Consider the following 18,547-nt stretch of genomic DNA (forward strand, 5'->3'; position numbering starts at 1 on the left):
ATTACTTGATAGACACCCGAGCTAGGGTCTGTAGCTCAGTTGGTTAGAGCGCACCCCTGATAAGGGTGAGGTCGGTGGTTCAAATCCACCCAGACCCACCACGCTCGTAATACTATGATTGGGGCCATAGCTCAGCTGGGAGAGCACCTGCTTTGCAAGCAGGGGGTCGACGGTTCGATCCCGTCTGGCTCCACCAATTCAATAAGTCTTCTAACGAGGGTTTATTGAATTGACATTAGTGTTGATAGCTCTTTAACAATTTAGAAAGTTGTACATGTAACGATAGCACCTAGTTGCTAGCGTTATATAAGACATATTAGACGTGATATCGCATGTTTAATATGGCTTAGATATTCATATAGATAGTTATTTGCGGATCTATAGCCTTTTTGGGGTTATATGGTCAAGTGAATAAGTGCATACGGTGGATGCCTAGGCGACAAGAGGCGATGAAGGACGTTGTAGCTTGCGATAAGCTTCGGGGAGGTAGCAAACAACCTTTGATCCGAAGATTTCCGAATGGGGAAACCCGGCCATTTTTAATGGTCACCTTATACTGAATACATAGGTATAAGGAGCGAACCTGGGGAACTGAAACATCTAAGTACCCAGAGGAAAAGAAATCAACCGAGATTCCCTTAGTAGCGGCGAGCGAACGGGGACCAGCCCTTAAGCTCTATTTGTGTTAGTGGAACATTCTGGAAAGTTTGGCCATAGTGGGTGATAGCCCCGTACACGAAAGTGCATTTAGAGTGAAATCGAGTAGGTCGGGACACGTGATATCCTGATTGAAAATGGGGGGACCATCCTCCAAGGCTAAATACTACTTGTCGACCGATAGTGAACCAGTACCGTGAGGGAAAGGCGAAAAGAACCCCTGTTAGGGGAGTGAAATAGATCCTGAAACCGTATGCATACAAGCAGTGGGAGCATACTTGTTATGTGACTGCGTACCTTTTGTATAATGGGTCAGCGACTTACTTTCAGTGGCAAGCTTAACCGTTAGGGGAGGCGTAGGGAAACCGAGTCTTAATAGGGCGAATTAGTCGCTGGGAGTAGACCCGAAACCGGGCGATCTATCCATGGCCAGGGTGAAGGTGGGGTAAAACCTACTGGAGGCCCGAACCCACTTATGTTGAAAAATGAGGGGATGAGCTGTGGATCGGAGTGAAAGGCTAAACAAGCCCGGAGATAGCTGGTTCTCCTCGAAATCTATTTAGGTAGAGCCTCGCATATCACTGTTGGGGGTAGAGCACTGTTACGGCTAGGGGGTCATCCCGACTTACCAACCCGTTGCAAACTCCGAATACCAACAAGTGCAATTGCGGGAGACACACGGCGGGTGATAAGGTCCGTTGTGGAAAGGGAAACAGCCCAGACCGTCAGCTAAGGTCCCAAAATGATACTCAGTGGAAAACGATGTGAAAAGGCACAGACAGCCAGGAGGTTGGCTTAGAAGCAGCCATCCTTTAAAGAAAGCGTAATAGCTCACTGGTCAAGTCGGTTTGCGCGGAAGATTTATCGGGGCTTAAGTATCATACCGAAGCTACGGATGCGTATTTATACGCATGGTAGAGGAGCGTTCTGTAAGCCTGCGAAGGTGAATCGAGAGGTTTGCTGGAGGTATCAGAAGTGCGAATGCTGACATGAGTAACGATAATGGGAGTGAAAAACTCCCACGCCGAAAACCCAAGGTTTCCTGCGCAATGCTAATCAGCGCAGGGTTAGTCGGAACCTAAGGCGAGGCCGAAAGGCGTAGTCGATGGACAACAGGTTAATATTCCTGTACCGCTTGTAACTGCGATGGAGAGACGGAGAAGGCTAGATCAGCATACTGTTGGATATGTATGTTTAAGCATGTAGGGCGTATTCTTAGGTAAATCCGGGAGTACATTAAACCTGAGATGTGATGTCGAGGACTCTACGGAGTCCGGAGTGATTGATGCCATGCTTCCAAGAAAATCTTCTAAGCTTCAGGTTATAAGCGTCCGTACCCCAAACCGACACAGGTGGGTGGGATGAGAATTCTAAGGCGCTTGAGAGAACTCTGGTGAAGGAACTAGGCAAAATGGTACCGTAACTTCGGGAGAAGGTACGCCCTCTAGGTGATTGGACTTGCTCCATAAGCTCAAGAGGGTTGCAATAAAATGGTGGCTGCGACTGTTTACTAAAAACATAGCACTCTGCAAACTCGTAAGAGGAAGTATAGGGTGTGACGCCTGCCCGGTGCCGGAAGGTTAATTGATGGGGTTATCTTCGGAGAAGCTCTTGATCGAAGCCCCGGTAAACGGCGGCCGTAACTATAACGGTCCTAAGGTAGCGAAATTCCTTGTCGGGTAAGTTCCGACCTGCACGAATGGCGTAACGACGGCCACACTGTCTCCACCAGAGACTCAGTGAAATTGAAATTGCTGTTAAGATGCAGTGTACCCGCGGCTAGACGGAAAGACCCCGTGAACCTTTACTATAGCTTTGCACTGAACTTTGAACCTATTTGTGTAGGATAGGTGGGAGACTTTGAAGCGAGAACGCTAGTTTTCGTGGAGTCACCCTTGAAATACCACCCTGGTATGTTTGGAGTTCTAACCCAGGTCCGTTATCCGGATCGGGGACAGTGTATGGTGGGTAGTTTGACTGGGGCGGTCTCCTCCCAAAGAGTAACGGAGGAGCACGAAGGTACCCTAAGGACGGTCGGAAATCGTCCGCTTAGTGCAATGGCATAAGGGTGCTTGACTGCGAGATAGACACATCGAGCAGGTACGAAAGTAGGTCATAGTGATCCGGTGGTTCTGTATGGAAGGGCCATCGCTCAACGGATAAAAGGTACTCCGGGGATAACAGGCTGATACCGCCCAAGAGTTCATATCGACGGCGGTGTTTGGCACCTCGATGTCGGCTCATCACATCCTGGGGCTGTAGCCGGTCCCAAGGGTATGGCTGTTCGCCATTTAAAGTGGTACGCGAGCTGGGTTTAGAACGTCGTGAGACAGTTCGGTCCCTATCTGCCGTGGGCGTTTGAGAATTGAGGAAAGCTGCTTCTAGTACGAGAGGACCGAAGTGGACGAACCTCTGGTGTTCCGGTTGTCACGCCAGTGGCATTGCCGGGTAGCTACGTTCGGACGGGATAAGCGCTGAAAGCATCTAAGCGCGAAGCCTCTTCCAAGATTAATTCTCACTGATTCTTTAAGAATCCTGAAGGGCCCTTGAAGACTACAAGGTTGATAGGCACGGTGTGGAAGCGCAGTAATGTGTGAAGCTAACGTGTACTAATTGCCCGTGAGGCTTGACCATATAACACCCAAAAGGGTTGTTATCGTAAATAACAAACATATGAATAAATGTACAACTTTCTAAATTATTGCAGAGATATTTCTCTGATGCCGATTTGCCTGGTGGCAATAGCGAGCGTGTACCACCCGATCCCATCCCGACCTCGGAAGTGAAACCGCTTAGCGCCGATGATAGTGTGGCAGTAGCCATGTGAAAGTAGGGAACCGCCAGGCTTTTACAATAAAAAACCCGCCTTCTGGCGGGTTTTTTTTGCGCCATGTTTTTTGTTTAATGCTACTTGTTTGATAATTACGAATTCTTACTTATTATATTTCGTGTGCTGGATAGTATATAGACTAACAGTGATCTTGTTGGGGATGGGGCTTTGTGAAGGAGCAGTAGTTAAATTTCTTCGCTATAATTTAAGTCAGTTTGCTTAATTCAGTGCTTCTTGATGCACGCTGTACAGGCATCTTAAGACATTTATTAAATGTCATGTGATTTTCGCGGTACTGACCGCTGAATAATAATTGATGAACCGTAAATACTTAAGTCGCTTTGATTTTGAATGTTCAAAACAGGATACTTCAACAATTATCAGGGTAACTGATGTCCTACATTGTGCTTAGTCTCCGCAGATAATTAGACAATATGGTTGCAGAATGCCGTAACCACTTGGCCAGACTGAAGTAGTAATTGTCTCGTTTTCAGTTGGTATCTATTAATGGTATGAGCCAATGATGTTTTTTCTAATTCGCATTTGTTTATTTGATATCGGTCAAGCGGTAAATTATTGTAAGCACAAATAAAATATTCAAGTCAACTAAACCCAGTCATGACATAGATGGATATCACAATCAAGGTGTGAATTGACTGTGTCAGACTGAACCTGATGATCTAGCAGGCTTCTTACTTTGATATGCGCTTTCTCAACACCTGATTAATCATGTGTATTTGGTGTTGTCACAAATACGTTTGTATTCTTTGAAGCGGATATTTTCCGGCAAAAAGGTTTCTATTAACTTGGGCGGGATTTCTTGGATTCAATACATACCTCTACATCAGTTGCGTTAAGTTGATTACTGATGTTAACGATATGTTTCGTATTTGACAATAATACGTACCATGATCCACTTTAATTATTGAGCGTGCTACTTGTGTAAAATATTAGGTGTTTTAGTTCATCCTATATTGAAGAAACTTAGATTGGTGATCTTCTAAGATGAGGAGGTGGTGGCCTTATTTATTTCACTATTCCTTAGTCTAACTAAGCTTTTTTAGATCACCTGAATATATTGATATTAAGGTGTGATGAATTTTGAACTATATTTAGAAATTCAGATCGATATGTGTTTTTTTTTTAGCATGAAACCGATGTCGCACCTGTAGGTATAATCAACAATTTCATTGTTGAAGTAAGTGTAAAGAAACATCAGGTTTGCATATCGATAGCGTTAGTACGGCGCAAAAGTTACTATTTGTTATTGAATCCTTTTGAACTCGTAACATTTTAAAATTAATGTATGTAAATATCGGTAAGATTATTTGACTAATACATGTCTTGTTTAGTGTTAAGTTGTAGCAGGCAAAAGAAAGTATTCAAGGATAACAATAGCTTAGGAAATAAATGGATGAAAGGTTGAGATAACGTTTGACGGTAAAGATATTGTCCCTATAATACGCATCTCTTCTGGCCAAGCAGCGAATTATTGCTACAAGGCGAGAGGGTGAGTCGGTAACAAATCGATGTTTATTTAAGCTGATAAAGTTAAATAAAAGTTTGCTTTTAGCAAGAATCTGATTATAATAGCTGGCTCGGTTCAGACGAAGTTTGAACCAGCTCTTTAAAAATTTATCAAGTAATTTGTGTGGACACTTGTGTTGATTGTTTAAGTTATATTAAAAAATAATCAATATAGGTTGGACGCACTTAAGTTTTAAATTTAAGTAATAAACGTTTAATTCTATATTGAGCAAGATCTAGACCTCCTTTTAAGAGGTCGAAAAATATAAACTGAAGAGTTTGATCATGGCTCAGATTGAACGCTGGCGGCATGCCTAACACATGCAAGTCGAACGGAAACGATGCTAGCTTGCTAGCAGGCGTCGAGTGGCGGACGGGTGAGTAATGCATAGGAATCTACCTAGTAGCGGGGGACAACCTGGTGAAAACCAGGCTAATACCGCATAATCCCTACGGGGCAAAGCAGGGGACCTTCGGGCCTTGCACTATTAGATGAGCCTATGTCGGATTAGCTAGTTGGTGAGGTAATGGCTCACCAAGGCGACGATCCGTAGCTGGTTTGAGAGGATGATCAGCCACACTGGGACTGAGACACGGCCCAGACTCCTACGGGAGGCAGCAGTGGGGAATATTGCACAATGGACGAAAGTCTGATGCAGCAATGCCGCGTGTGTGAAGAAGGCCTTAGGGTTGTAAAGCACTTTCAGTAGGGAGGAAAAGTAAGTAGTTAATAACTGCTTACCCTGACGTTACCTACAGAAGAAGCACCGGCTAACTCCGTGCCAGCAGCCGCGGTAATACGGAGGGTGCAAGCGTTAATCGGAATTACTGGGCGTAAAGCGCGCGTAGGCGGTTAGATAAGTCAGATGTGAAAGCCCCGGGCTCAACCTGGGAACTGCATTTGAAACTGTTTAACTAGAGTGTGGTAGAGGAGAGTGGAATTTCAGGTGTAGCGGTGAAATGCGTAGATATCTGAAGGAACACCAGTGGCGAAGGCGGCTCTCTGGACCAACACTGACGCTGAGGTGCGAAAGCGTGGGTAGCAAACGGGATTAGATACCCCGGTAGTCCACGCCGTAAACGATGTCAACTAACTGTTGGGCGGGTTTCCGCTTAGTGGTGCAGCTAACGCAATAAGTTGACCGCCTGGGGAGTACGGCCGCAAGGCTAAAACTCAAATGAATTGACGGGGGCCCGCACAAGCGGTGGAGCATGTGGTTTAATTCGATGCAACGCGAAGAACCTTACCTACCCTTGACATACAGAGAACTTTCCAGAGATGGATTGGTGCCTTCGGGAACTCTGATACAGGTGCTGCATGGCTGTCGTCAGCTCGTGTCGTGAGATGTTGGGTTAAGTCCCGTAACGAGCGCAACCCTTATCCTTAGTTGCTACCATTTAGTTGGGCACTCTAAGGAGACTGCCGGTGATAAACCGGAGGAAGGTGGGGACGACGTCAAGTCATCATGGCCCTTATGGGTAGGGCTACACACGTGCTACAATGGCCGGTACAGAGGGCTGCGAACTCGCGAGAGTAAGCCAATCCCTTAAAGCCGGTCCTAGTCCGGATTGCAGTCTGCAACTCGACTGCATGAAGCTGGAATCGCTAGTAATCGCGGATCAGAATGCCGCGGTGAATTCGTTCCCGGGCCTTGTACACACCGCCCGTCACACCATGGGAGTGGGTTGCAAAAGAAGTGGGTAGGCTAACCTTCGGGAGGCCGCTCACCACTTTGTGATTCATGACTGGGGTGAAGTCGTAACAAGGTAGCCCTAGGGGAACCTGGGGCTGGATCACCTCCTTTCTATGACATAAACATTGCATAAGTGTTCACACAAATTACTTGATAGACACCCGAGCTAGGGTCTGTAGCTCAGTTGGTTAGAGCGCACCCCTGATAAGGGTGAGGTCGGTGGTTCAAATCCACCCAGACCCACCACGCTCGTAATACTATGATTGGGGCCATAGCTCAGCTGGGAGAGCACCTGCTTTGCAAGCAGGGGGTCGACGGTTCGATCCCGTCTGGCTCCACCAATTCAATAAGTCTTCTAACGAGGGTTTATTGAATTGACATTAGTGTTGATAGCTCTTTAACAATTTAGAAAGTTGTACATGTAACGATAGCACCTAGTTGCTAGCGTTATATAAGACATATTAGACGTGATATCGCATGTTTAATATGGCTTAGATATTCATATAGATAGTTATTTGCGGATCTATAGCCTTTTTGGGGTTATATGGTCAAGTGAATAAGTGCATACGGTGGATGCCTAGGCGACAAGAGGCGATGAAGGACGTTGTAGCTTGCGATAAGCTTCGGGGAGGTAGCAAACAACCTTTGATCCGAAGATTTCCGAATGGGGAAACCCGGCCATTTTTAATGGTCACCTTATACTGAATACATAGGTATAAGGAGCGAACCTGGGGAACTGAAACATCTAAGTACCCAGAGGAAAAGAAATCAACCGAGATTCCCTTAGTAGCGGCGAGCGAACGGGGACCAGCCCTTAAGCTCTATTTGTGTTAGTGGAACATTCTGGAAAGTTTGGCCATAGTGGGTGATAGCCCCGTACACGAAAGTGCATTTAGAGTGAAATCGAGTAGGTCGGGACACGTGATATCCTGATTGAAAATGGGGGGACCATCCTCCAAGGCTAAATACTACTTGTCGACCGATAGTGAACCAGTACCGTGAGGGAAAGGCGAAAAGAACCCCTGTTAGGGGAGTGAAATAGATCCTGAAACCGTATGCATACAAGCAGTGGGAGCATACTTGTTATGTGACTGCGTACCTTTTGTATAATGGGTCAGCGACTTACTTTCAGTGGCAAGCTTAACCGTTAGGGGAGGCGTAGGGAAACCGAGTCTTAATAGGGCGAATTAGTCGCTGGGAGTAGACCCGAAACCGGGCGATCTATCCATGGCCAGGGTGAAGGTGGGGTAAAACCTACTGGAGGCCCGAACCCACTTATGTTGAAAAATGAGGGGATGAGCTGTGGATCGGAGTGAAAGGCTAAACAAGCCCGGAGATAGCTGGTTCTCCTCGAAATCTATTTAGGTAGAGCCTCGCATATCACTGTTGGGGGTAGAGCACTGTTACGGCTAGGGGGTCATCCCGACTTACCAACCCGTTGCAAACTCCGAATACCAACAAGTGCAATTGCGGGAGACACACGGCGGGTGATAAGGTCCGTTGTGGAAAGGGAAACAGCCCAGACCGTCAGCTAAGGTCCCAAAATGATACTCAGTGGAAAACGATGTGAAAAGGCACAGACAGCCAGGAGGTTGGCTTAGAAGCAGCCATCCTTTAAAGAAAGCGTAATAGCTCACTGGTCAAGTCGGTTTGCGCGGAAGATTTATCGGGGCTTAAGTATCATACCGAAGCTACGGATGCGTATTTATACGCATGGTAGAGGAGCGTTCTGTAAGCCTGCGAAGGTGAATCGAGAGGTTTGCTGGAGGTATCAGAAGTGCGAATGCTGACATGAGTAACGATAATGGGAGTGAAAAACTCCCACGCCGAAAACCCAAGGTTTCCTGCGCAATGCTAATCAGCGCAGGGTTAGTCGGAACCTAAGGCGAGGCCGAAAGGCGTAGTCGATGGACAACAGGTTAATATTCCTGTACCGCTTGTAACTGCGATGGAGAGACGGAGAAGGCTAGATCAGCATACTGTTGGATATGTATGTTTAAGCATGTAGGGCGTATTCTTAGGTAAATCCGGGAGTACATTAAACCTGAGATGTGATGTCGAGGACTCTACGGAGTCCGGAGTGATTGATGCCATGCTTCCAAGAAAATCTTCTAAGCTTCAGGTTATAAGCGTCCGTACCCCAAACCGACACAGGTGGGTGGGATGAGAATTCTAAGGCGCTTGAGAGAACTCTGGTGAAGGAACTAGGCAAAATGGTACCGTAACTTCGGGAGAAGGTACGCCCTCTAGGTGATTGGACTTGCTCCATAAGCTCAAGAGGGTTGCAATAAAATGGTGGCTGCGACTGTTTACTAAAAACATAGCACTCTGCAAACTCGTAAGAGGAAGTATAGGGTGTGACGCCTGCCCGGTGCCGGAAGGTTAATTGATGGGGTTATCTTCGGAGAAGCTCTTGATCGAAGCCCCGGTAAACGGCGGCCGTAACTATAACGGTCCTAAGGTAGCGAAATTCCTTGTCGGGTAAGTTCCGACCTGCACGAATGGCGTAACGACGGCCACACTGTCTCCACCAGAGACTCAGTGAAATTGAAATTGCTGTTAAGATGCAGTGTACCCGCGGCTAGACGGAAAGACCCCGTGAACCTTTACTATAGCTTTGCACTGAACTTTGAACCTATTTGTGTAGGATAGGTGGGAGACTTTGAAGCGAGAACGCTAGTTTTCGTGGAGTCACCCTTGAAATACCACCCTGGTATGTTTGGAGTTCTAACCCAGGTCCGTTATCCGGATCGGGGACAGTGTATGGTGGGTAGTTTGACTGGGGCGGTCTCCTCCCAAAGAGTAACGGAGGAGCACGAAGGTACCCTAAGGACGGTCGGAAATCGTCCGCTTAGTGCAATGGCATAAGGGTGCTTGACTGCGAGATAGACACATCGAGCAGGTACGAAAGTAGGTCATAGTGATCCGGTGGTTCTGTATGGAAGGGCCATCGCTCAACGGATAAAAGGTACTCCGGGGATAACAGGCTGATACCGCCCAAGAGTTCATATCGACGGCGGTGTTTGGCACCTCGATGTCGGCTCATCACATCCTGGGGCTGTAGCCGGTCCCAAGGGTATGGCTGTTCGCCATTTAAAGTGGTACGCGAGCTGGGTTTAGAACGTCGTGAGACAGTTCGGTCCCTATCTGCCGTGGGCGTTTGAGAATTGAGGAAAGCTGCTTCTAGTACGAGAGGACCGAAGTGGACGAACCTCTGGTGTTCCGGTTGTCACGCCAGTGGCATTGCCGGGTAGCTACGTTCGGACGGGATAAGCGCTGAAAGCATCTAAGCGCGAAGCCTCTTCCAAGATTAATTCTCACTGATTCTTTAAGAATCCTGAAGGGCCCTTGAAGACTACAAGGTTGATAGGCACGGTGTGGAAGCGCAGTAATGTGTGAAGCTAACGTGTACTAATTGCCCGTGAGGCTTGACCATATAACACCCAAAAGGGTTGTTATCGTAAATAACAAACATATGAATAAATGTACAACTTTCTAAATTATTGCAGAGATATTTCTCTGATGCCGATTTGCCTGGTGGCAATAGCGAGCGTGTACCACCCGATCCCATCCCGACCTCGGAAGTGAAACCGCTTAGCGCCGATGATAGTGTGGCAGTAGCCATGTGAAAGTAGGGAACCGCCAGGCTTTTACAATAAAAAACCCGCCTTCTGGCGGGTTTTTTTTGCGCCATGTTTTTTGTTTAATGCTAAAATATTATCGGAGGTTGAGGAAGGCGTTCATACATTGTTCAGACTGCTTTCCTATAATTAGTTTGTAAATATAAGAGGGAAATCCCGTAATGAAAAAATATATATTGGTTTTAAGTATAGCTTTATTGTTAATTGCTGGTAAGGCATTTGCCCATGGTGATGCTCAGCCGCAGCCAATTGATGTCAGTACTTTAGAGCCTCTTGGTGAAGAATGGCTTGAATCAAACCCGTATCGAGGCAATGAAGAAGCCATTAAAATTGGTAAAGCTGGTTATACGTCTAATTGTGCACGATGCCATGGTTTAGGTGCTGTTTCTGGCGGCATCTCACCTGACCTTCGTGAACTTGATGAAGGTGACGAAGGCGATGAATGGTTTATTTACCGTATAAGAAATGGCGCAATACGAAATGGAATCACCTATATGCCGGCATTTGAGGGTATCTTTAGCCAAGAAGCTATGTGGGCAATCAGATCTTGGGTTGAAACTGTTCCAGCTGATTAACATGAAATACCTTATCTCTATTTGCCTGCTGGGATTTTTCTCTCAGCAGGTTTTTTCATTTTCTGAGGTTGAAGAAAAGGGTTATCTACGTATCGCTGTATATAAGAATTATTCACCTTTTTCTTATCGTGATGGTGGTAAATTAAAAGGTATAGAAGTTGATCTGGGCAAGTTACTAGCCAGAAAAATGGGCGTGGACCCAGTTATTTGGGCTATAGGTGCAGATGAGAATATGGAGGATGACCTGCGTAATACGGTCTGGAAAGGACATTACTTAGGTGGTGGTACTGCTGACGTTATGTTGCATGTTCCGGTGCATAAAAGGTTTGCTGAAGATAATGACCGAGTCATTATTGGTAATGCATATTTTAAGGAAGAAATTGTTGCGGCGAGGCATAATTCACTGGCTTCAATTCCGTTAATTAAATTATTTGCTAATAAAAAAATTGGAGTCGAGCTCGATACATTACCAGATTTTTACCTAGTTGGGGCGCATGGTGGTAGGTTTAGGCAGAATGTCTTACATTACGCTACTGTAGATGAAGCGGTGAAAGCCATGGTTGCGGGTGAAGTACGCTGTGTTGTAGCGCCTAGGAGCCAGATTGAAGCCGCACTCTCAGGCTTGCGGGATGAGTATGTGTTTAATAATGTCACTATGCCCAGATCATATCAGGCACAATGGACAGTAGGAATGGCTGTTAAAGAGGGAAGAAAGGAATTGATGTTGAGGCTACATCAGGCTCTCGATGATATAAAAGCATCTGGTGAGTTAACTAATTTATTTAAAAAATATAATATCAGTTATACAAAACCATAAATCGTGATTTGACTCATTTAAACGCTCAACGAGGGTAAAATGAAGTATATATTGTTATTGTTTATATTTTGGTCGTGCTTACTCCAAGCAGATGGGTTAGAAGGAAATAAAAAGGTTTACCTAGTTAATGCAGCTGGGGAACTGACGCATATCGCGGACATCCAATTTAAGCAAAATATGGACAACATTGGGTATTCGGTCTCAATAATTGATAAGCCTTTTGAGAACCAATTCTTATCTATGCGGCCATTTCAATGCATTATGGGTAAGAAACAAGTTATGTGTCATGTTCCTTATCCGTATGAAAAGAAAGGTTACGTTGTTGCTGGTGATTTAACAGACCTGTCGTATGACTTACTCTTTCTCCATAAGAACCCATCAGAATATGGCATTAATATGTGGAATGGGATTTATTATCGATTAACCCAAGTTGGTAGTAATATTAATGGTGTAGTGTCCGAAGTAGATATGAATATTTTAGCTACACAGCCTGATGACCCCGAACATCCATTTGCTGAAGATGAAATATTTGAAGCCGATAAGTCAAACTACGTTTACCCTAGTGTCTTAATTAAATAATACGTTGATTGTGATGACTCGAATTATTTCTCTAGTAGTTTGTGTGATGTTCAGTTCAATTATCCACGCAGAAGCTCTAGTAAAAGATCCACTTGGCTCAGTACAGTGGAATGATATGTATGCGGCGTTCTTAAGCGACTATCCCGTACAGTTTGATGAGAGGGTGATTATATATGCACCTGACTTTGCTGAAGACCCAATGAATGTTCCTATTTCAGTGGATGCAACGAAATTGACTGGGGTCAAAGCAATGGTTATTTTTGCAGACTTTAACCCAATTCCGTTGATTGCAAAGTATTATCCTAAAAAGGCTAAGGCTACTTTGTCATTTCGCTTTAAAATTCAACAGGCATCACCTGTGAGGGTTGCGGTATTATCGGACGATGACATATGGCATATTGGAGGCGTTTGGGTTAACTCATCCGGTGGCGGCTGCACTGTAGCTAGTACAGGCCGTCTTGTTGGAAATTGGGCAGATTACCTCGGTGATACCTATGGTAAGAGGTGGTCAAATACTGACTCAAACCGTGTTAGATTTTTGATCCACCACCCGATGGATACGGGATTAGTATCTGGTATTCCTAACTTTTATATAGAAGAGCTAGATTTTGTTAACGCTGATGGCGAGGAGCTTGCCCATATTAAGCTTTATGAACCCATTAATGCAAACCCCGTGCTGGGATTTGACCTCAAGGGCAATAACCTAGCATCAACAATATTTATGAGAGGCGAGGACAATAACGGAAATGAATTTGAAGCGGAGTTTGTTAAATGATAAGTCTAAAGAAAACTCTAACAGGGCTAGTATTAACACTTTTATTCTCACTAGGTGCCAATGCTTCAAAATTTGACTATCAACTTAAACCGCTAAAGATAGCTGGTTCGACGTATGTATTTGTTGGTAAAACAGAAGATTTTACCTTTGAAAATGGTGGAAATATCGTAAATACAGGGTTTATTGTTACATCAGCAGGAGTTGTTGTCATTGATAGTGGTCCATCACTTCGTTATGGACAGCAAATGAAGGCGGCAATAAAGTCGGTAACGGATCAACCCATTAATATGGTTTTACTAACACACCACCACCCAGATCATTTTCTTGGAAATCAAGCTTTTGAAGGAACATCTATACTTGCCCTTTCCAGCACTGCTAATAGCATAAAAGTTGAAGGTGCTGGCTTTGCCGATAACCTATATTTAATGGTTGGTGACTGGATGAGAGGTACGCATGTGGTTGAACCAACAAAAACATTGGACCCTGGGTTTCTTGTAATAGGCGAACATAAATTGGAAATACTTTCTTACTCAGGGCACACAAATGGTGATATGGCTATTTTCGATCATAACTCGGGTGTTTTGTTTTCAGGTGATTTAATTTTCCATAAGCGCACCTTGACAACACCACATGCTGATATAAAAAAATGGCGGTCGTCGATTGATTCACTTAATAAGTTCTCATTTAATGTTCTTGTGCCTGGGCACGGGCCGATTAGCCACGATAAAAAACCACTTACTGAGATGATTGAATATTTGAATTGGTTAGACGCTAGCTTTAAACATGCAGCAGAAAATGGCTTTTCAATGAACGAGGCAATGCAGATAAAACTACCGGCGAGATTTAATTCAAATGCTTTACTGAAACAAGAGTTCTCTCGCTCTGTTATTCATTTGTTTACCTCGTATGAAAGTGAGGTCTTTAAACGGGTTAATTAACTTAGCTGGTTGTCACTTAAATGAATAATAGCCTTCAAATTAAATTACTGCTATTTCTTAGCATTATATTTATTAGTGCTTGCGCGAAAAATATTTCACCAAACATTAATAAGGAAGTCTATCGGGGTCTGCCATATCACGCGCCTACGACAGAATTACCACCGATCGGTGTAAAAAAAATTTCCGTTAATGATTTGAGAAAACAACTTAACTCAGCTGAAGCCCCAGTGCTTATTGATGTGTATGCTGCGATTTTTAGAGAAGAGTCTTTAGACTTTGATGGGGCTTGGTTGGTGAGTGAACCGCGGAAGAACATACCTAGTAGCGTCTGGTTACCTAATGTCGGTAAGCAGGTGCTAAGGCCTGTCGTTGAACAGTACTATCGAACGCAGCTAGAAAAGTTGACGGCATCTAAAAAAAATAAAGACCTTGTCATTTATTGTATTGAAGATTGCTGGATGTCTTGGAACGCAGCCAAAAGGGCGCGTGAATGGGGCTACACACAGGTTATGTGGTTTCGAGAGGGTGTTGATGGTTGGAATGATAATGGTTGGCGATTGCAAGACAGTGAGCCAGTGAATCTGCCGGTCAATGACTGAACTCTAAGGTGTCTGATTTAACATAAAAAAAGCCGCCAAAGGGCGGCTTTTTTTATGTCTGAAATGAAACTAAAACGAATCGCCTGGAATACGAACCGAACCTTCCATCAGAACACGAGCACTTCGGCTCATGACTACTTTTTGGACCGACCATTCGCCATCTGCCTCTGTAGACTCAGCGCCAACTTTTAGAGTACCTGAAGGATGCCCAAAGGTGACGTTACTACGTTCTCCACCGCCGGCTGCGATATTGACTAAGGTACCTGGAATTGTGGCCGCCGTACCAATCGCAACGGCAGCAGTTCCCATCATTGCGTGGTGTAGTTTGCCCATAGAAAGCGCACGTACATTGAGATCGATATCAGTGCTTGTGATTTGCTTACCGCTTGACGACGTATATTCCTGAGTACCGCTAACGAAAGCTACCTTTGGTGTGTGCTGACGCGCCTCAGCCTCTTCAACAGACTGAATAAGACCCATCTTGATAGCGCCATAGGCACGTATGGTTTCAAACCTCGTTAGTGCATTGGCATCGCCATTGATAGCTTCTTGTAATTCAGTGCCGTTATATCCGATTTCAGCAGCATTAAGAAATACCGTGGGTATGCCCGCGTTGATCATGGTGGCTTTGAATGTGCCGACACCGGGTACTTCAAGGTCGTCAACCAAATTGCCCGTTGGGAACATGGCTTCACTGGCATCTACTGGACTCATGAATTCAACTTCAACTTCAGCGGCAGGGAAGGTCACCCCATCAAGTTCAAAATCACCGGTTTCTTGCACTTCTCCATTAGTGATCGGGACATTGGCGATGATGGTTTTTTTAATGTTGGCTTGCCAAATACGTACCACCGCAATGCCATTGTCGGGTACGCGACTTGGGTCAACGAGGCCACTGCTGATAGCAAATGAACCAACAGCCGCCGTTAAGTTACCGCAGTTACCACTCCAATCTACAAAGGCTTTGTCGATAGCAACTTGCCCGAACAGGTAATCCACGTCGTGCTCAGGTTGGCTGCTTTTAGATAAAATAACCGTTTTACTGGTGCTGGAGGTCGCGCCACCCATGCCGTCGGTTTGTTTAGCGTACGGATCTGGGCTGCCGATGACGCGAAGTAATAACGCATCACGCGCTGCGCCAGCGCTTTGAGCAACTTGTGGTAAATCTGTCAGGTTGAAGAAGACGCCTTTGCTGGTTCCCCCCCGCATATAGGTAGCGGGGATTTTAATTTGAGGTACATATGCCATGATAGATCGTCCTATTAAGCCGCTGGAGAAGATTCAAGGAAGTCTTGAGCGAAGCGTTGTAATACACCGCCAGCTTCATACACTAATACTTCATCTGCAGTATCTAAACGGCAAGTGACGGGTACTTCGACTGTTTCACCATTTTTACGATGGATAATCAACGTTAACGTTGCGCGCGGTGTGATTTTACCAACCACATCGAAGGTTTCTGTGCCATCAATGGAGTATGTTTTACGGTTCTCACCAGCTTTAAATTCTACTGGCATAACGCCCATGCCAACGAGGTTGGTACGGTGAATACGCTCAAAGCCTTCCGCTACAATCGCTTCTACGCCCGCTAGACGGACACCTTTTGCTGCCCAATCTCGTGATGAACCTTGGCCATAATCCGCACCAGCAACAATGATTAACGGCTGCTTACGCTCCATGTAGGTTTCAATCGCTTCCCACATACGAGACACTTCGCCTTCTGGTTCAATACGAGCAAGTGAACCTTGCTTGATTTCGCCATTTTCCATCACCATTTCGTTTAATAGTTTAGGGTTAGCGAACGTTGCGCGCTGTGCTGTTAAGTGATCGCCACGGTGTGTTGCGTATGAGTTGAAATCAACTTCTGGCAGACCCATTTTATCAAGGTAAGCACCGGCAGCACTGTTGAGCATAATCGCGTTAGATGGCGATAAATGATCGGTTGTGATGTTGTCGCCAAGTACAGCTAATGGACGCATGCCTTTCATTGTGCGCTCACCCGCTAAAGCACCTTCCCAATAAGGAGGGCGGCGAATGTAGGTTGTTTGTGGGCGCCAGTCGTAAAGCGGGTCAACTTGTTCTGTTTGCGCTGTAGATTCTGGGAACATTGGAATGTAAATTTGACGGAACTGCTCAGGCTTAACGCTTTTCGCTACAATTTCGTCAATTTCTTCGTCTGAAGGCCAGATGTCTTTTAGTGTTATTGGGTTACCGTTTTGGTCGTTACCTAAGATATCTTTTTCAATATCAAAACGAATAGTACCAGCAATAGCATAAGCAACAACAAGCGGAGGTGATGCTAAGAATGCTTGTTTTGCATACGGGTGAATACGGCCATCGAAGTTACGGTTGCCTGATAAAACAGCGGTTGTGTAAAGGTCACGGTCAATCACTTCTTGTTGAATAACGGGGTCTAATGCGCCACTCATACCGTTACAGGTTGTACAAGCGAAGCCAACAATACCGAAGCCCATTTCTTCAAGTTCAGGCAGTAGCTTAGAATCTTCAAGATAAAGCTGAGCTACTTTAGAACCCGGTGCGAATGAAGATTTAACCCAAGGCTTACGTTTTAAACCTAATTTGTTTGCGTTGCGTGCAACTAAAGCTGCTGCAATAACGTTGCGTGGGTTACTGGTGTTTGTACAGCTTGTGATAGCAGCAATAATAACTGCACCGTCTGGCATTAAGCCTTCTTCGTTTTCAACAACGCCTGAAATACCACGTTCGGCTAATTCAGATGTTGGTACACGACGGTGTGGGTTTGATGGGCCAGCAATGTTACGAACAACAGATGATAGATCAAATGTTAGTGTGCGTTGGTATTCAACTTTAGTTAGGCTATCTGCCCATAGGCCCGTTTCTTTTGCGTATGTTTCTACTAATTTAACTTGCTCTGCATCGCGGCCAGTTAGTTTTAAGTAGTCGATTGTTTGCTCATCGATGTAGAACAAACCCGCTGATGCACCAAATTCTGGTGTCATGTTTGAGATGGTTGCACGATCACCAATGGTTAGCTTAGCTGCGCCTTCACCGAAGAATTCTAGGTATGAAGAAACAACTTTAGAATTACGTAAAAATTCTGTAATGGCTAAAACGATATCGGTTGCTGTAATGCCTGGTTGGCGTTCGCCTGTTAGCTCAACACCGATGATGTTTGGTAAGCGCATGTAAGATGGGCGACCTAGCATGACTGTTTCGGCTTCTAAACCACCAACACCAATTGCGATAACGCCTAAAGCATCAACGTGTGGTGTGTGGCTGTCGGTACCCACTAAGGTATCTGGGAATGCAACGCCGTCACGTGCGTGAATAACCGGTGACATTTTTTCAAGGTTAATTTGGTGCATGATGCCATTACCCGGTTGGATAACGTCAACGTTTTTAAAGGCTTTTTTACACCAGTTAATGAAGTGGAAGCGATCGTCGTTTCTGCGGTCTTCAATGGCGCGGTTCTTTTCAAACGCGTCTTTTTCAAAACCAGCATGCTCTACTGCTAGAGAGTGATCAACAATAAGTTGGGTTGGTACAACGGGATTTACTGACGATGGGTCGCCGCCTTTTGCAGCAATCGCATCACGTAAACCAGCAAGATCAACGAGCGCTGTTTGGCCAAGAATATCGTGACAAACAACACGTGCTGGGTACCAAGGGAAATCCAGGTCTTGCTTGTTGCCAATAATTTGTTTTAGTGAGTCGGTCAATGAAGCTGGGTCGCAGCGACGCACGAGGTTTTCGGCGTGAACGCGCGATGTGTACGGCAGTTTGGCATAAGCGCCAGGCTGAATGGCTTCAACAGCTGCTCGAGTGTCATAAAAGTCCAAATCGGAACTGGGAAGTTTTTTGCGGTATTCAGTATTCATTTGTTAACTCACATTTTTTAATGTTTAGATAAAAAAGCCAGTCTTAAAGTTCAAGACT

The 18,547-nt window shown here is 45.2% G+C and carries 8 protein-coding genes, 4 tRNA genes and 5 rRNA genes; 15 read left to right on the forward strand and 2 right to left on the reverse strand.

Annotation, left to right across the window (positions count from 1 at the left end):
• The first annotated feature begins 24 nt into the window (after positions 1 to 24).
• The 15 genes from AB1Y31_00235 (at position 25) to AB1Y31_00305 (ending at position 14,632) form a co-directional block, all read left to right on the forward strand.
• Positions 25 to 101, forward strand: a tRNA-Ile gene (locus tag AB1Y31_00235).
• A gap of 19 nt (positions 102 to 120) precedes the next feature.
• Positions 121 to 196: transfer RNA gene (locus AB1Y31_00240), tRNA-Ala, on the forward strand.
• A gap of 205 nt (positions 197 to 401) precedes the next feature.
• A 23S ribosomal RNA gene (locus AB1Y31_00245) occupies positions 402 to 3,291 on the forward strand.
• Between the two features lie 97 nt (positions 3,292 to 3,388).
• Positions 3,389 to 3,503 (forward strand): 5S ribosomal RNA (gene rrf, locus AB1Y31_00250).
• A 1,778-nt stretch (positions 3,504 to 5,281) separates the two neighbouring features.
• Positions 5,282 to 6,819: ribosomal RNA gene (locus AB1Y31_00255) — 16S ribosomal RNA — on the forward strand.
• 58 nt (positions 6,820 to 6,877) lie between these two features.
• Positions 6,878 to 6,954 (forward strand) — tRNA-Ile (locus tag AB1Y31_00260).
• Positions 6,955 to 6,973: 19 nt separating this feature from the next.
• Positions 6,974 to 7,049 (forward strand) — tRNA-Ala (locus AB1Y31_00265).
• Positions 7,050 to 7,254: 205 nt separating this feature from the next.
• Positions 7,255 to 10,144, forward strand: a 23S ribosomal RNA gene (locus AB1Y31_00270).
• A 97-nt stretch (positions 10,145 to 10,241) separates the two neighbouring features.
• Positions 10,242 to 10,356 (forward strand): 5S ribosomal RNA (gene rrf / locus AB1Y31_00275).
• Together the 16S, 23S and 5S rRNA genes with 4 tRNA genes alongside form the textbook arrangement of a ribosomal RNA operon.
• A 154-nt stretch (positions 10,357 to 10,510) precedes the next feature.
• Positions 10,511 to 10,924: a cytochrome c-550 PedF gene (pedF, locus tag AB1Y31_00280; GenBank protein MEW4981600.1), complete on the forward strand. Its 414-nt coding sequence runs from the start codon at positions 10,511 to 10,513 to the stop codon at positions 10,922 to 10,924.
• 1 nt (position 10,925) lies between these two features.
• Complete coding sequence (locus AB1Y31_00285) at positions 10,926 to 11,741, forward strand: transporter substrate-binding domain-containing protein (protein MEW4981601.1); 816 nt, start codon at positions 10,926 to 10,928, stop codon at positions 11,739 to 11,741.
• A gap of 39 nt (positions 11,742 to 11,780) precedes the next feature.
• A complete protein-coding gene (locus AB1Y31_00290; protein MEW4981602.1) occupies positions 11,781 to 12,320 on the forward strand; it encodes a hypothetical protein in 540 nt (179 codons plus the stop codon).
• A gap of 46 nt (positions 12,321 to 12,366) precedes the next feature.
• The gene (locus tag AB1Y31_00295) at positions 12,367 to 13,095 is read left to right on the forward strand and encodes a quinoprotein dehydrogenase-associated SoxYZ-like carrier (GenBank protein ID MEW4981603.1); all 729 of its coding nucleotides are present in this window, start codon (positions 12,367 to 12,369) and stop codon (positions 13,093 to 13,095) included.
• On the forward strand, positions 13,092 to 14,033 hold the full coding sequence (locus tag AB1Y31_00300) for a quinoprotein relay system zinc metallohydrolase 1 (GenBank protein ID MEW4981604.1): 942 nt from the start codon (positions 13,092 to 13,094) through the stop codon (positions 14,031 to 14,033). The genes AB1Y31_00295 and AB1Y31_00300 overlap by 4 nt, the downstream gene beginning before the upstream one ends.
• A gap of 20 nt (positions 14,034 to 14,053) precedes the next feature.
• Positions 14,054 to 14,632 carry a rhodanese-like domain-containing protein gene (locus tag AB1Y31_00305; protein MEW4981605.1) on the forward strand — a complete coding sequence of 193 codons (579 nt, stop codon included), beginning with the start codon at positions 14,054 to 14,056 and terminating at the stop codon, positions 14,630 to 14,632.
• Between the two features lie 69 nt (positions 14,633 to 14,701).
• Here the strand turns inward: AB1Y31_00305 and prpF are convergent, their stop codons facing one another.
• Together prpF and acnD are read right to left on the reverse strand one after the other, a co-directional pair.
• Positions 14,702 to 15,880 carry a 2-methylaconitate cis-trans isomerase PrpF gene (prpF, locus tag AB1Y31_00310; GenBank protein ID MEW4981606.1) on the reverse strand — a complete coding sequence of 393 codons (1,179 nt, stop codon included), beginning with the start codon at positions 15,878 to 15,880 and terminating at the stop codon, positions 14,702 to 14,704.
• Positions 15,881 to 15,894: 14 nt separating this feature from the next.
• Positions 15,895 to 18,489, reverse strand: coding sequence for a Fe/S-dependent 2-methylisocitrate dehydratase AcnD (acnD, locus tag AB1Y31_00315; GenBank protein MEW4981607.1), 2,595 nt, complete (start codon positions 18,487 to 18,489; stop codon positions 15,895 to 15,897).
• Between the last annotated feature and the right edge of the window lie 58 nt (positions 18,490 to 18,547).

The sequence above is a fragment of the Cycloclasticus sp. genome, assembly GCA_040743155.1.
Taxonomy (GTDB): Bacteria; Pseudomonadota; Gammaproteobacteria; order Methylococcales; family Cycloclasticaceae; genus Cycloclasticus.